Source organism: uncultured Anaerovibrio sp. (assembly GCA_902786545.1).
GTDB lineage: Bacteria > Bacillota > Negativicutes > Selenomonadales > Selenomonadaceae > Anaerovibrio.
In genome coordinates this window covers 1-16,271 of sequence record CADACU010000005.1, presented here as the reverse complement: position 1 = coordinate 16,271, position 16,271 = coordinate 1, and the positions used below count along the sequence as shown (strand labels likewise).

Here is a 16,271-nt window from a genome sequence, read left to right as displayed (position 1 = left end):
GCCTTCTATCTTCGTATGATTAGCCCGGACCTAAAATAATTATACACTGCTTCGGCGGTTGGCAAATTCATACCATCCAGTCCGGCCATTTCCTCCACGGATGCTTCCTTGATTTTGGCCAATGTGCCAAAATGCTCCAAAAGAATTTTCCGCCGTTTTGGACCAATTCCCTCCACATTGTCCAGCACTGATACCAGATTGCGCTTGTTGCGCAGACTCCGATGATAGGTTATGGCAAACCGGTGAGCCTCATCCCGTATCCGTTGAATAAGATACAACGCCTGACTGTTGCGGGGCAAAATAACCGGTTCTGATTGCCCTTCCACAAACACCTCTTCAAAGCGCTTGGCTAAGCCTACCACCGGAACCATCAGATGTCCGGCCCCACGAATTATCTCCAGGGCTGAGCTGAGCTGGCCCTTGCCACCATCAATAATAATCAAGTCCGGCAATTCCACATCTTTTTTCCCATAACGACGCGTGGTAACCTCCCGCATGGATTTGAAATCATCCGGTTTTCCTTCAGCACTGGCTATCTTAAACCGGCGATAGTCACTTTTCTTTGGTGAGCCATCTTCAAAAACCACCATGGAAGCCACGGTTTCTGAACCTTGAATGTGGGAAATATCAAAGCACTCCATTCTGGTTGGCGGATGCACCAAACCCAGATATTCCCCCAGCTCCTTTACTGCGCCAATGGTCTGGGCCTCACTCTGCTGAATTCGTGTACTCTCATCGGCCAAGGCCTTTTCTGCATTGCCAATGGCCATTTCCACAATATCCCGCTTGGTCCCTCGTTTCGGTACCGCCAAAATAACCTTTGTCTTTTTCTGCTCACCCAGCCATTCCTCTAACAGATTTTGCTCGGAGATTTCCATCGGCAGCAAAACCTCCCGGGGAATAAAGGTGGCTTGGTTGTAGTATTGTTTTAAAAAGGCCGTCAGCAGTGCCTCATCCGTTTCTTCCTCGCTGCCATCCAACAGAAAATGATCCCTGCCTACCATTTTACCACTACGAACATAAAAAATCTGCACGCAAACCCCAATAGCGGACCGGGCCATACCAATGGCATCCTGATCCCCCACACCGGTAACTATTCGCTGTTTTTCTGATATTTTCCGTACCGCCAGCAGCTGATCCCGCAATCGGCCGGCTTCTTCAAATTCCAGTTGTTCCGCTGCCTGGCCCATTCGCTTTTCAAGGTTCTTTTCCACCTGCTCGGTGCGCCCCTCCAAAAACATCAACACCTCATCCACCATCAGCTGATAGTCGGCTTGGGAAATTTTCCCGGCACAAGGGGCCAGACAACGCTTAATATGATGTTCCAAACACGGTCGTTTGGCATCCATCCGCCGGCAGCTGCGAATAGGAAATAAGCGTTTTAACAGCTTTAGGCTCTCATGCAGGGCCGTAACATTAGTATAAGGGCCAAAATATTTTGCTCCGTCCCGCTGCACCTTGCGGGTAATATGAACCCGGGGAAAGGGTTCATTGGTGGTTACCTTCAGATAAGGATAAGTTTTATCGTCCTTTAAGCTGATATTGTACTTTGGCCTATGCTTCTTAATAAGATTGCATTCCAAAATAAGGGCTTCCACCTCAGTGCCCGTCAAAATTGTTTCAAAATCCTCAATGCGGGCCACCATAGCCCGTACCTTCGGTGAATGGCTACTGTTTTGCCGAAAATATTGCGTAACCCGATTTTTGAGGCTGATGGCTTTTCCCACATATATGATTTTGCCCTTGGCATCCTTCATAATGTATACGCCGGGAGAATGTGGCAGAAGGACCAGCTTTTCCTCTATTATGTTGTTCATTCTGTCACGCTCCCATCATAAAGTAGTTGGACTTGTGTGCTTCCCCTGAGGGAAAAGCTTGTAAGGCCAGCTGGAGTGTCTATAAGGAGACATCAGATTGCCTTGGCACTTAGTGAGCCCCAGCAAAGGCGCCGGGCGAACTTAGTCTCTATTCCCCTTCGGGTTCAGACCTCATCCGTCACACTTCGTGTGCCACCTTCCCCAAGGGGGAAGGCTTAGCTATTCAGAGCGTGCCCCGTTAGACCTGCAGCTGGCACAAAGTGATTTGGTATTTCCCGTTGGGGGCAAACCTCATCCGACCTTCGGTCACCTTCCCAAAGGGGAAGGCAATTAATTTTGCATTACGAATTATGTCCTTCCTCAAGCAATGGCTTCAGGAACTGGCCGGTGTAGGACTTCTTGCTTTTGGCTACCTTTTCCGGTGTGCCCTGTACCACTATGGTACCACCCATATCGCCGCCCTCCGGCCCTAAGTCAATAATGTGGTCCGCGGACTTTATTACATCCAAATTATGCTCAATAACCACCACGGTATCGCCACCATCCACCAAGCGCTGCAATATGCCCAGCAAGCGGTGAATATCTGCCGCATGCAAACCAGTGGTGGGCTCATCCAGAATATACAAGGTTTTGCCGGTGGACCGCTTAGACAGCTCCGTAGCCAATTTGACCCGCTGGGCCTCGCCCCCGGACAGGGTAGTAGCCGCCTGTCCCAGCTTTACATAGCCCAGCCCCACATCTTTTAGAACCTGTAATTTATTGGCAATACGAGGCACATTCTTAAAAAATTCCACCGCCTCATCAATAATCATATCCAGCACATCAGAAATGGATTTTCCTTTATACTTCACTTCCAGGGTTTCCGTGTTGTAACGGGCCCCCTTGCATACCTCGCATGGAACATATACATCCGGCAGAAAGTGCATCTCGATCTTTATTATGCCATCGCCTTTACAGGATTCACAGCGACCGCCCTTTACATTGAAGCTGAACCGCCCCGGCTTATAGCCCCGCAGCTTGGCCTCCGTGGTCTGACTGAACAGGCTGCGTATCATATCAAAAACACCAGTATAGGTGGCTGGATTGGACCGAGGGGTTCGGCCAATCGGGGACTGATCAATGTCGATAACCTTGTCAATATTCTCCAAGCCCTTGATTTCCTTGAACCGGCCTGGCTTACCCTTGGTACGGTATAGCTTGGAGGCCACCCCTTTATATAAAATCTCATTTATAAGGGTACTTTTCCCGGAGCCGGATACTCCCGTAACCACCGTAAAGGTACCTAACGGCAGCTTTACGGATAAATTTTTCAGATTCTTCTCCTTGGCCCCGATTATCTCTAAAAATAGGCCATTGCCGTCCCGCCGTTTTTTTGGCACCGGAATGAATTTTTTCCGGCTCAAATACTGCCCGGTTACTGATTCCGGTACCTTCATAATTGCCTTGGCAGTACCTTCCGCAACAACATGGCCACCCTCCGTTCCGGCACCAGGTCCAATATCAATAATATGGTCCGCCGCCAGCATGGTATCCTCGTCATGCTCCACAATGAGCAGGGTATTGCCCAAATCCCGTAAATTCTTCAAGGCAGTCAATAGTCGGCTGTTGTCCCGCTGATGCAGGCCAATACTCGGCTCATCTAAAATATACAGCACCCCCACCAGACCGGAACCAATCTGAGTGGCCAACCGAATGCGCTGAGCTTCCCCACCGGACAGAGTCCCGGCGGCCCGGGACAGGGTGAGATAATCCAATCCAACCGTCACCAAAAAGCCCAGTCTGGCTTGAATTTCCTTCAAAATCTGCCGGGCTATTTTCTGTTCCCGTTCACTGAGCTGGATATTTTCAAAAAATGTCGCACAATCCCGGATAGTCATTTCTGTAACCTGATGAATATTCTTTTCACCAACGGTCACCGACAGGGATTCTGGCTTCAGCCGAGTCCCACCACACACCGGACATTTGCTGATGCTCATATAGTTTTCCATATCCTCCCGCATGGCATCCGAGTCTGACTCCCGATATCGGCGGTCCAGCAAGGGCATTATCCCCTCAAAGGGGCCGGTGTGAATTTTATAAATACCAAACATATTTTCATAGCCAAAGCTGTACTTTTTGTCGCCAGTGCCATAGAGAAGCTCCTCCTGGGCCTCCACACTCATATCATCCCAAGGAGTATCAATTGTATAGCCATAGGCTTCAGCAATAGAAGCCATCTGGCACATAGTATAGGATTTCGGATTGCTGCTCAGGGGAGCAACCAGGCCTTCGGCCAGGCTTAGCGAAGTATCCGGCATCACCAGCTCAATATCGAATTCACTATGGCTGCCCAAGCCACTGCAAGCCGGACAGGCGCCAAAGGGATTATTAAAGGAAAACATTCGGGGAGCAATTTCCGGCAGACTGATACCACAGTCTACACAGGCGAAATTCTGGCTGAACATCAGCAACTCCCCATTTATCACCTGAACATAGGCCACCCCTTCTCCCAGCTTTAGAGCGGCTTCCAGCGATTCAGCCAGTCTGGAACGGATTTCATCCCGGACAATCAATCGGTCAACTACCACTTCAATGGTGTGTTTCTTGTTCTTCTCCAGATTGATTTCCTCATCGGCCTCCATGATTTCGCCATCAATCCGCAATCTGGCATATCCTTCCTTGCGAATATGCTCCAAAAGCTTCCGGTGCTCGCCCTTCTTGCCCCGTACCACCTGGGCAATCACCAACAGCTTGGTCCGTTCCGGCAACTGCAGTAATTGCTCCAGCATCTGGTCAATGGACTGCTGATTTACCGGTTTCCCACACTTGGGACAGTGTGGCCGGCCAGCTCTGGCAAACAACAGACGCAGATAGTCATATATCTCCGTTACGGTCCCCACAGTAGACCGGGGATTGCGGCTGGTGGTTTTCTGATCAATGGAAATTGCTGGCGAAAGACCTTCTATATAATCCACATCCGGCTTGTCCATCTGCCCCAAAAACATTCTGGCATAGGACGACAGTGACTCCACATAGCGTCGCTGTCCTTCGGCATAAATGGTGTCAAAGGCCAACGATGATTTCCCGGACCCGCTCAGACCAGTAACCACTACCATCTTGTCCCGAGGTATATCCACATTGATATTTTTCAGATTGTGCTGTCTGGCACCCTTTACACGAATGTATTTTTCCATAAATTATCTCCTAATATTATGAGCCGGCTTTCCTGCGACCGGTCTTCTTTCCCAGTGAATCTTCCAACTCAAAAATCATATCTCTTAGCTCGGCCGCCCGTTCAAACTCCAAGCCCCGGGAAGCATTCTGCATTTCCTTGGTCAGGGCCTTTATAAGGGACTCGGTTTCCTTCTTGGTTAGCTTCTTGCCTAGGCGCTGCCCCTTCTTCACCGTTGCCTGATAATCGGCACTGTCCTCCGCCACCAGGGTGGTTTCAATCAAATCCTTAACTGGCTTTATAATGGTCTGCGGTATTATACTGTTTGCCTGATTATAGTCATCCTGCAGCTGACGGCGTCGCATGGTTTCATCAATGGCCTTCTGCATGGATTCAGTTACCACATCGGCATACATAATAACCTTGCCTTCGGCATTACGGGCCGCCCGGCCAATGGTCTGAATAAGGGATGTCTCCGAGCGCAAAAAGCCTTCCTTATCCGCATCCAGAATGGCTACCAGCGATACCTCAGGCATATCAAGGCCTTCCCGCAGCAGATTGATACCCACCAGCACATCAAAGGCGCCAGCCCGCAAGTCCCGAATTATCTCAGCCCGTTCAAAAGTAGCAATATCCGAGTGAAGATACCGAACCTTGATACCGGTTTCTTTCAAATAATCTGTAAGGTTTTCTGCCATTTTCTTGGTAAGGGTTGTTACCAAGACCCGTTGATTTTTCGTAATCCGCAGCCTGATTTCTCCGATTAAATCATCTATCTGACCAGTCAGTGGACGCACTTCCACATCCGGGTCCAACAGCCCGGTAGGGCGAATAATCTGTTGTACCACCTGCTGGGCCTGACTCAGCTCATATTGGGCTGGCGTAGCTGATACAAATACAACCTGATTTATCCGGCTGGCAAACTCATCAAATTTTAGGGGCCGGTTATCGAAGGCCGATGGCAGGCGAAAACCGTTATCCACCAACGACTCCTTTCTGGAGCGGTCGCCGGCGTACATAGCCCGCAATTGCGGCAATGTTACATGGGACTCATCAATAACCATGAGGAAATCCTCAGGAAAATAATCCAAGAGGGTATATGGCGCTTCTCCCGGTGCCCGCTGAGTCAGGTGGCGGGAATAATTTTCGATGCCGGAGCAGTAACCCATTTCCTGTATCATTTCCAAATCGTAATTAGTACGCTGTTCAATCCGTTGGGCCTCCACCAGCTTGCCCTTGGCCTTGAAGAAAGCCACCTGCTCCTCCAGCTCAGTCCGGATGGTACCCATGGCAATCTCCAAATCTTCCTTTGGAGTAACATAATGAGATGCTGGAAATACCATGGAATGGGTCCGTTCCCCAAACACTTCCCCTGTAAGCACATCAAATTCCAAAATCCGTTCTATCTCATCACCGAACATTTCAATGCGGACGGCCCGGTTGTTGTACCCAGCCGGGAATATCTCTATCACATCGCCCCGAGCCCGGAAGTGCCCCCGTTCCAACACCAGATCGTTCCGATCATATTGCATGGTAACAAGCCGCCGCAGAATATCATCCCGCTCAATTTCCTGCCCCTTATGAATGGACAGCACCATTTCGTGGTAGCTTTCCGGCGAACCCAAGCCATAAATACAGGACACACTGGCCACAATAATGACATCCCGGCGTTCAAACAGGGAACAGGTAGCCGAGTGACGCAATTCATCAATTTCATCATTGATGGAAGCATCCTTTTCAATATAGGTATCCGTGGATGGAATGTAGGCCTCCGGCTGATAGTAATCATAATAGGACACAAAATAGCCCACATAGTTGTCCGGAAAAAATGTCTTGAACTCACTGGCCAGCTGCGCAGCCAATGTTTTATTGTGGGCAATAACCAAGGTAGGCTTCTGCACCTTTTCAATCACCTTGGCGATGGTAAAGGTCTTGCCGGTACCGGTAGCTCCCAACAACACCTGGGCCTGCTGCCCGTTATCAATTCCTGCCGCCAAATCACTAATAGCCTCCGGCTGGTCGCCCATAGGCTCAAAGGGAGCAACTACCCGAAAAGGTTGTTGTTCGTTAAATTCAATATTGTTTAGTTTAGGAACTTTTTCCATATTTACCGCTCCATTTTAATCGAACATACTATCCATATTATACTTATGTTAATAAGTATATTCAACATAAATTTACCCTACACTAACGGGTGCTAAGACTCCTTCCTCAAAGGTGGGAGTCGAGCACCCATAAGCTCAGGATTTATTCGGCTAAATTCAGTGGGAGTACAAAACTCCCACTGAATAAGTCTCATTTTACTATTAAAGAAAAGGGACTGTCTTCGCCAGTCCCCTTGCCAATCTACACTCCTCAATTTATACTCAAACAATGTCAAAGGACATATTCACTGTCACAATAGTACCAATATCCACCGCGCTATATACCGCTATATTTCCACCTATTTTATCCAGCAACTGTTTGGCTACATACAGTCCCAACCCCTGTCCATTGCCCCAGTTGTCCACCTGCCGGTTCTCTTGGGTAAATGGGTCAAACATATGTGGCTGAAAGTCAGTTGCAATACCTATTCCTTCATCTGACACCTTGTATTTGCAGGCCAGTCGTCCTCCATGTTCCCTAAGCTCAACTGCGCAATGTATTTCGCTGCCGGCCGGACTGTATTTAAGGGCGTTATGGACAATATTAAATAATATGCGCTTTACATACAGCATATTGCCATAGACCTCTGTATCCGACACCCCATCGAAATCCTCATCAACAATAAAGTCAATTTCCTTCATCCCGGCAATAACCTGGGCAAAATTTTCCACAGTTTTAAATAAATTCTTGATTTCAAAACCAGTTTTATCCGACTCGTCATCAATCTGCTCCAAATGACTGGCTTCAAAAATATCAACTGCCAGGTCCTCCAGCAGTTTAACATTTATCCGCAGCCGCTTTACATGTTCTGCATCAAGTTGGTCATTCTCAGTCAGGAGGTGCTCCATAATGCTGACAACATCCTTTTCGTTATCAGCCATATTGTTTATCAGAGCATTTTTTATATCATGTTCCGCCTTGACTGATTCGAAATCCAGCTTTAGCTTGTCCTCGGACTGACTCTGTAAAGACATAACCTCATCCACATTTTGAATGGCCAGGATAATCTTGTTCTTATCCGTCATGCCGAAAATCCGCACCTGCATATACCGTGGCTTCTGTTTGCGGATGATGCGGTAAGTATGGGAAAATGCCGTGGCATGGGTCAGCACATTGCGAATATTTTTTAAGTCCAGCACCCGCAACAAAGTTGTTTTATCATCTGGATGAACATAATCAGCAATATACTTCCGCAGAATTTCCTCAAAGGAAAAGGTCTGGTCATCATAATAATGGGCCTGCACGGCCACCGAGGATTCCTCACCTATGTTCAATGCCTCAGCCTTATCCGTTGCCAAATCAATTTTCAAAACAGTGGCATACTTTGTTGTCAGCGTAGCAATAATTTCCTTTAGCTGGACTTCCTTTTCGTTATCCACCGCCAAGGTAGCTGAGCCAAAAGCCCGTACCGGCTTACCATCCTTGTCAAACTCCGTGGTGTAACGCACATGGAAGGGTATACGGTCTTTTGTTAACGGAATAACTGCCTGCATCCCGGATTCACCCTGCTCAAGTCTTTTATGCCAATGACGATACATATCCGCATAATCCTCAGGGAACAATCCGGACTCGATGACCGGCTCCGGATAATTTTCCACCACAGCCGGCATATCCAAATCGCGCATACAACGCGAGCACGGCCGCATTACCTTGGTGGCAATATCATATTCCCAGGCATAAATATTGGCGTGATCTGCGGCTGCCCGAAATTTGTTTTCGTTATCCGAAACATTTTGGAAGGCATGCTTTTGCTTGGTAGTATTCTGTATCTGGGCACAGAAAAGCCGCTCTGACTGATATTTGGCTACTAAATGGAGTCGGAAGCTTATACAAAAGGCCTGAAAACCACAGCATTGCGAAAAGGAACGGAACCACACTTCCCCCTCGGCATTCTGACCGCTATCCTCGGCAGCAATCAGCATCTGGGCAAAGAGCTTCTCTTCCTGCTCATCAGAAAACTGCCACTCACTGCCACCACCCACTTCTTCAAAAGAAATGTCCGGTTTGATTTCCCTCTCATATTGCGCATTGCCCTTTTCCATCCGCAATATCCCACCATTGTAGGTGAAATATATTATAGCTCCCATATTGTGATGGAAAAAATAATCAACTATTTCATTCTCTCCGGCAAAAATCGCCGCTTCCTGGGGATTGGAAAACGCTGCCAACCGCTCCAGCCATACTGAGCTTTCTGTTACTGCTTTATTTGAATTTACAGCCTTTTCGTCCATTTTAGATTCTCCTATCCTTCGGGATTTCCAAAGTGCATAATCCGCCAAATTCATTTCAAATATAAAAAGGATTTTCTACCATCACAATAGAAAATCCTCTTTTTTAATTATTTTTTAGTTTAGAAATTTACTTCCTGACCGTTGGACAACCGCTCATGGAATTCCGCCGTTGCCGCAAAGAGCGCATCGGTGGAAGAATTAAGGGCCGTCTCACAGGAATCCTGAATTACGCCGATAATAAATCCAACACCAACAGCCTGCATGGCAATATCATTGGAGATACCAAACAGGGAACAAGCCATCGGAATAAGCAACAGGGAACCGCCGGCAACACCGGAAGCACCGCAGGCACCCACAGTAGCCAATACAGACAGAACGATAGCCGTAGGAACATCTACCTGAATACCCAAAGTATGTGCCACGGCCATGGTCATAACCGTAATGGTAATAGCCGCACCTTCCATATTGATAGTTGCTCCAAGTGGAACAGATACGGAATAGAAATCCTCATCCAATCCCAGCTTCTTGCAGAGCTCCATATTTACAGGAATGTTGGCAGCAGAGCTGCGGGTAAAGAAAGCAGTAACACCGGACTCACGCAGGCACTGCATAACCAGTGGATACGGGTTTTTCTTCAAAAAAGCAAACACAATCAACGGATTGACAATAAAGGCCATAATAAACATTGCCCCAACCAACACTATCAGCAGGCGGCCATAATCAACGAAGATCGCCATACCGCTTTCCGCCACAGCGGAAAATACCAGACCCATGATACCGAATGGAGCCAGCTGAATAATCCAATATACAGCCTTGGAAACAACGCTGGCAATTTCAGCTACCAGAGCCCTGGTTCCTTCCGAAGCCAACCGCTTAAAGCCCATACCGAAAATTATGGCCCAGCAGAGTATGCCTACATAATTGGCATTCATCAGAGCGGATACTGGGTTGGCCACCATATTGGTAATAATCGTCTTTATTACATCACCAATACCATTTGGTGGGGTGTTGTTGGCGGCATCAGTCAGCACCATACCTACCGGCATTGCATAGCTGCAAATAACTGCAGCCGAAGCTGCCAAAAGAGTACCAAGCACATAAAGGAATACCACATTCTTGAAGCGTCCACCGATGTCACCACTGGCATTGGCCAACGCACTAATAACCAGTACAAATACTAAAATTGGTGCAATCCCCTTCAACAAACCAACGAAGATACTACCGAAAACCGGAACAACACCATTATCCGGAATCACTGTAGCCAAAATCGCACCAAGAACCAGACCGATAACAATTCGCAAAATCAGGCTGATACTTTGCCATTTTCTAAAAGTAGCACTCATAAACTAAACTCCTCACATAAAATAATAAATTAAACCAAGGTGATACATCACCTAGTTACACATTCTAACTATCCCCAACTAGCCTGTCAAGAAAAATCCACCCGGTATGGACACATATACTAAAAATCCGCCCTATGTGTATTCTCATAGAAGAAAAGTGTACTGTCGGCACAAAAAAATGTGGCAGATATTTATCTGCCACACCTGTTAAACATAGTATATTTACTTCACTACAACATTTACCAATTTATCCGGCACGCAAATCATCTTAACAATAGTCTTGCCCGCTGTAAGCTCCTGTACCCGGCTGTTGTTCTTGGCCGCCGCTTCCATTTCCTCCCGGCTGATCCCGGTGGCAATCATAATGCGGTCACGAACCTTGCCGTTAATCTGGAGTACGATTTCCACCTCAGCAGTAACGGTAGCCGCTTCATCGCATACCGGCCACTTCTGGGCGTGAACGCTGCCATCGCCAATCAGCTCAGACCACAGTTCCTCGGTCATATGCGGTGCAAATGGAGCCAACAGCTTCAAGAGATTTACGGCTACTTCCCGCACCAGACCGGCATTAACTGTTGCACTGTTCTGGAACTTGTAGAACTCGTTCACCAGCTCCATGATGGAACTGATGGCCGTGTTGAACATAAACCGGTCCCGAATATCCTCGGTTACCTTTTTGATGGTCACATGGAGTACATGGCGCAGGTCCTTTTCCTCGGCAGTCAGGCTGCTGATATCGTACTCATCCGCTGCACTCTTAATCTTATCTTCGAACTGACCCAGAATACGCCATACACGGTTGAGGAACCGGAAGGAACCGGCTACCCCCTCATCACTCCAGTCCAAATCACGCTCTACCGGTGCCGCAAACATAATGAACAAACGGGCGGTATCGGCCCCGTACTGGCCGATGATTTCCTCCGGCGATACTACATTGCCCTTGGACTTGGACATCTTGCTGCCATCCTTCAGTACCATTCCCTGGGTGAGCAAATTGCTAAATGGCTCAGCAAAATCTACCAGCCCTTCATCCCGCAGCACCTTGGTAACAAACCGGGAATACAGCAGATGAAGAATAGCATGTTCAATACCACCGATGTACTGATCCACCGGTGCCCAATAATTTACCTTATCCTTGTCAAATGGCTTCTGATCATTTTTCGGATCAGTATAACGCAGATAATACCAGGAAGAACAGATAAAGGTATCCATAGTATCGGTTTCCCGCTTGGCTGGCTTACCACACTTCGGGCAGGTGCAATTCACAAATTCCTCGCACTGGGCCAGTGGTGATACTGCTCCGGCCTCAAAGTTGACATTTTCCGGCAGCATAACCGGCAGCTGATCCTCTGGTACCAACTGTTCACCACAGTCTTCGCAATAAATAACCGGAATTGGCGCACCCCAATACCGTTGGCGGGAAATCAGCCAATCACGGAGGCGGTAATTTACCCGGCGCTTGCCGAAGCCCTCCTTTTCCGCCTTATCCATAATGCCCTTCATGGCAGTCTTTATGTCCTGGCCATCAAATTCCCCGGAATTTACCAACACACCGGCCTTATCCACATAGGCTTCGGTCATATCCTCCAGCTTCAAGGTCTGATCCTTCGGTTGCAGGGTGATGATAATGTCCAGATTGTATTTCTTGGCAAACATCCAGTCACGCTGGTCTTCTGACGGTACACCCATAACAGCACCAGTACCATAGTCAGCCAATACATAGTTGGTTACCCATATCTCGGCTTTTTTACCGTTAAATGGGTTGATTACATATACACCAGTACCTACGCCTTCCTTTTCCGACTCGGAGGAGGTACGCTCAATATCGGACTGGCTCTGTACCTTCTTGACAAAGGCCTTGATTTCCTCCGCTTTATCCGGATTTGCTTCACATATTTTATCCACCAATGGATGCTCAGCAGCCAGGGCGACAAAGGTAACGCCATAGGCCGTATCTGGACGGGTGGTATATACCGACAGCTTTTCCTTCAGGTCAGGAATATCAAAGTCAAACTCCAGACCTTCGCTGCGGCCAATCCAGTTATCCTGCATTATTTTAACCCGCTCTGGCCACCCCTTCAGCAGGTCCAAATCCTTCAAAAGAACATCAGCATAGTCAGTAATTTTGAAGAACCACTGGGACAGATCCTTCTTCACTACTTCATTATCACAGCGCCAGCACAGACCATCAATAACCTGCTCATTGGCCAATACTGTGCCGCAGGTTTCACACCAATTTACATAAGCCTTCTTCTTGTAGGCCAGCCCCCGCTTGTAAAACAGCTGGAACAGCCACTGGGTCCACTTATAGTAATCAGGGCGACAGGTAGCCACTTCCCGGTCCCAATCATAGGACAGTCCCATTTCCCGCTGCTGGCGTTTCATGTTGTCCATGTTGGAATAAGTCCAGTCAGATGGCTTTACCCCATGCTTTATTGCGGCATTTTCCGCTGGCATGCCAAAGGCATCAAAGCCCATTGGGTGAATGACATTAAAGCCCTCCATGGTCTTGTAACGGGCCAGCACATCACCTATGGAATAATTGCGCACATGGCCCATGTGAAGATTTCCGGATGGATACGGAAACATTTCCAAGGTATAATACTTTGGCTTCTTTGGGTCCATTTCCGTTTTATAAGCCTTGGACTCCAGCCACTTTTTCTGCCATTTCTTTTCTATTTGTTGTGGCATGTATTTCTCCACAATAAAGCCCCCCATACGAATATTTTTTACAATCAATGACGTGTAATATTATATATTATGAACGGTCCGCTGGCAAATCGTTTAGTATTATCCGTTTCATACAAAAAGTCCTATGACTTTTGCAAGTTCGCTTGCATTTTTCATAGGACTTTATCTATTCGCACCATCAACAATAATAAGTAATTGTGCCAAAAAAGGCCACCCATTTTTTTACCACACTATCAGCTCTAGCCTCAATCATTCTCATAATATTCCGCAAAGCTTTTTCCGGAATACGCCCCTTATTGTGGCACAACAGACATTTTCCAGTACTTGTTATCCATATCTTAGTAGCATTTCGAGTAGGATTTCCCTCTGATACATGAACATGTATTGGTTCTAAAGGCTTACTTTCGTCAGCCCAAAAATAAATCCAATACGGACCAATCTTAAAGACCTGAGGCATTGGAAAAACCACCCTCCTGCGAAAACTCGATAATAAGATGCGCCGTAGAGCGAATTATTTCCATATACCCGGCAACCTCTTCCTCTGAAAAGCCATTGACGCTCTCTATCTCATAGCTTGGCAAAAAACAAGTCATATCATGAAAGCAATCCTTTGCATCAGGCTTTTCAACATAGACCTTTACTCTATTATCAGGCAACATTTCAGAATGTACAATCTCTGTGTTATCATCCAAGGTCATAAAAGGATACATCATAATTCCCCACCCCTCTTTCTATATCAATTATACCGCCAATATTAAAGAATAGTAAAGACAACCGTTACATAAAATAAAGCACTTACCCGGTAATCAGGCAAATGCTATGATGGACATATAAAGTCCTGCCACAATTTCATGCCGCCAGCTAAAAACATAACTGGCGGCATGAAACTTTTTCTATTATTCTACTGGCAGATGACAGACGAAATTAGTCGGCGTTTCCGAATAACTAATGGGAGGGATTAACTTATTTATCTTGCTTAGCTTCCTTAATATTTTTGATATCTCTTATTCGAGGTTCTTGTCTTTCAAATGCTTCTACTGCATCGTTTACAGCAGATTGTTTTATACTTACATTCTTGAATAAATATGCAAATGCAAAAAGGGAAACAACCAGCAGTACTAAAACGGAAAACAAACTGCAAAACGTATTTTCATCATTTCCATGAAAACATGTTATAATTGCAATGCCCAGGCCAACCACGCCTAAAAAGAATCCCCAAAAGAAAGCTCGTGTATCATTATCAGCTTTATATAACGCTCTAATTGCTCTAATAGCTTGAAGGTGACCATCAGCTTGATTATTAGAATAATAATAACCTTCAATTTTTTTATACGTGTCGATATACTTATCAAGTATATTTTCATTAGCAAAAATCTTCATTTTTTTCCACCAACATCGTGGTTTTGAGGATATTTTACAATCAATTTCATTACCATAATCTTGGGTTATTTCCCAAAAATCATTGCAATCACTTTTACACTTTTGCTTAATTTCTTCGCCTTTAACATTTTCAGCCAATCCTATCCCCCCAATCACCTATCTAAATCATCCAACTACACATCACATCATTCATAGTGTTACTTAACCAACACCACATTAGCCTTGTTTAAGAATCCGGAGACTTTATTGGCCTGTAAAAGTTTTACAGCATCTGCCTCGGAAATTACCGGGTTACAGAAGCCTTCTACTCTTACAGCCTTGATAATCAATGGGTTGCTTCCGGCACGCTCTACACCGGAGGAAACGCTCTTGGAATAACCTACATAGCCTTTGGCGATTATCTGGTCATGGGAGAAGTTCTGTAAGCCATATACGACCTTATGATTTGGATCAAATATTCCTGGGGCCATAGCGGTCTCCAACCCCAAGCCCTGACAATCAACAATAACGCCGGTATAAATTGCATTGTTGTTTGCTGGGGCACTTGGCACCGGGCTACCACCTGGAGTAGTTATTGTGGTGCTGGTAATAACGGTAGTAGTAGAAGTCTGGGCTGGAGCTGCAAATACCTCCGGCTCTGGGAAGTCTACCTTTTCCCTTTTAGGTATAACTGCGGAAGCCAAGGAATTGGTTTCACCATAAACTGGCAACTCCACTACAACATGGAAATACCCGGAGCTATCCTGATATTCATTTATTACCTTAGCTCCCTTTACCACGCCGTTTATTTGAGTCCTTATAATATCACTTTCAATAATAGAATCCCGTACAATAGTCTGACTGTCCACCCGGACACTGCCAACCTGTTCCAATAGGTTGCGCATGGCATCGACCTTGGCAGCCCGATAGCCATTAGTGGCCATCTGTCCCGCTGCTCCCACACCTTCGGCAGTCACAACACCAGTGCTGATATCCACATTAGCAAAGGCCACCGCTGACATTAAAAGAATTAACAATGCTGAACAAATAGACATTAGTTTTTTCACTATTTTTACCCCCTATACAATCATTTAACATAACCCATCCTTGCCAAGAAATGCTATTAACGCCTAACTCTCCTCCCTCCCATCAGATTGGTTTATTTCTTAGCTTAGAGTCTAATGAGCAAGCTTTTTCATAGTATTCATTGGCCTTTTCAATATTACCTAAATTCTTATAACAGACAGCCATCTTACGATAAGCCACTGCATAATCCGGTTTAAGGCTTATGGCTTTTTCTAAATTTTCGATAGCCTTTTGGTATTCACCTAGTTCATTGTATGCATACCCTATATTTTTATAAGCCGCTGCGCAATCTGGTTTAAGGCTTATGGCTTTTTCTGAATTTTCGATAGCCTTTTGGTATTCACCTAGTTCATCGTATACATACCCTATATTGCCATAAGCCGCTGCGCAATCTGGTTTAAGGCTTATGGCTTTTTCTAAATTTTCGATAGCCTTTTGGTATTCACCT

11 protein-coding genes are annotated in these 16,271 nt (G+C 46.3%); all 11 read right to left on the bottom strand.

Going from position 1 to position 16,271, the window contains the following annotated elements; all coding sequences use genetic code 11:
• Positions 1-5 precede the first annotated feature (5 nt).
• A complete protein-coding gene (gene uvrC / locus QZV24_RS01720) occupies positions 6-1,817 on the bottom strand; it encodes an excinuclease ABC subunit UvrC (protein ID WP_294519200.1) in 1,812 nt (603 codons plus the stop codon).
• 341 nt (positions 1,818-2,158) lie between these two features.
• Positions 2,159-4,990 (bottom strand): excinuclease ABC subunit UvrA, encoded by a 2,832-nt coding sequence (gene uvrA, locus QZV24_RS01715; RefSeq protein WP_294519197.1) that lies wholly within the window; start codon positions 4,988-4,990, stop codon positions 2,159-2,161.
• Between the two features lie 16 nt (positions 4,991-5,006).
• Positions 5,007-7,073, bottom strand: coding sequence for an excinuclease ABC subunit UvrB (uvrB, locus tag QZV24_RS01710; RefSeq protein WP_294519195.1), 2,067 nt, complete (start codon positions 7,071-7,073; stop codon positions 5,007-5,009).
• A gap of 261 nt (positions 7,074-7,334) precedes the next feature.
• Entirely contained in the window at positions 7,335-9,344 is a 2,010-nt protein-coding gene (locus QZV24_RS01705; RefSeq protein ID WP_294519193.1) for a HAMP domain-containing sensor histidine kinase, read from the bottom strand.
• A gap of 119 nt (positions 9,345-9,463) precedes the next feature.
• Positions 9,464-10,687, bottom strand: coding sequence for a serine/threonine transporter SstT (gene sstT / locus QZV24_RS01700; protein WP_294519190.1), 1,224 nt, complete (start codon positions 10,685-10,687; stop codon positions 9,464-9,466).
• A gap of 222 nt (positions 10,688-10,909) precedes the next feature.
• Positions 10,910-13,390 carry a leucine--tRNA ligase gene (gene leuS, locus QZV24_RS01695; RefSeq protein WP_294519186.1) on the bottom strand — a complete coding sequence of 827 codons (2,481 nt, stop codon included), beginning with the start codon at positions 13,388-13,390 and terminating at the stop codon, positions 10,910-10,912.
• 166 nt (positions 13,391-13,556) lie between these two features.
• Positions 13,557-13,835, bottom strand: a complete 279-nt coding sequence (locus QZV24_RS10565) for a DUF4160 domain-containing protein (protein WP_363137730.1) — start codon at positions 13,833-13,835, stop codon at positions 13,557-13,559.
• Entirely contained in the window at positions 13,819-14,091 is a 273-nt protein-coding gene (locus tag QZV24_RS01690; RefSeq protein WP_294519183.1) for a hypothetical protein, read from the bottom strand. The genes QZV24_RS10565 and QZV24_RS01690 overlap by 17 nt, the downstream gene beginning before the upstream one ends.
• A 250-nt stretch (positions 14,092-14,341) precedes the next feature.
• Complete coding sequence (locus tag QZV24_RS01685) at positions 14,342-14,896, bottom strand: hypothetical protein (RefSeq protein WP_294519180.1); 555 nt, start codon at positions 14,894-14,896, stop codon at positions 14,342-14,344.
• A gap of 59 nt (positions 14,897-14,955) precedes the next feature.
• The gene (locus tag QZV24_RS01680) at positions 14,956-15,804 is read right to left on the bottom strand and encodes an LPP20 family lipoprotein (protein WP_294519177.1); all 849 of its coding nucleotides are present in this window, start codon (positions 15,802-15,804) and stop codon (positions 14,956-14,958) included.
• An 82-nt stretch (positions 15,805-15,886) separates the two neighbouring features.
• A partial coding sequence (locus tag QZV24_RS01675) for a tetratricopeptide repeat protein (RefSeq protein ID WP_294519174.1) occupies positions 15,887-16,271 on the bottom strand: 385 nt, incomplete at its 5' end.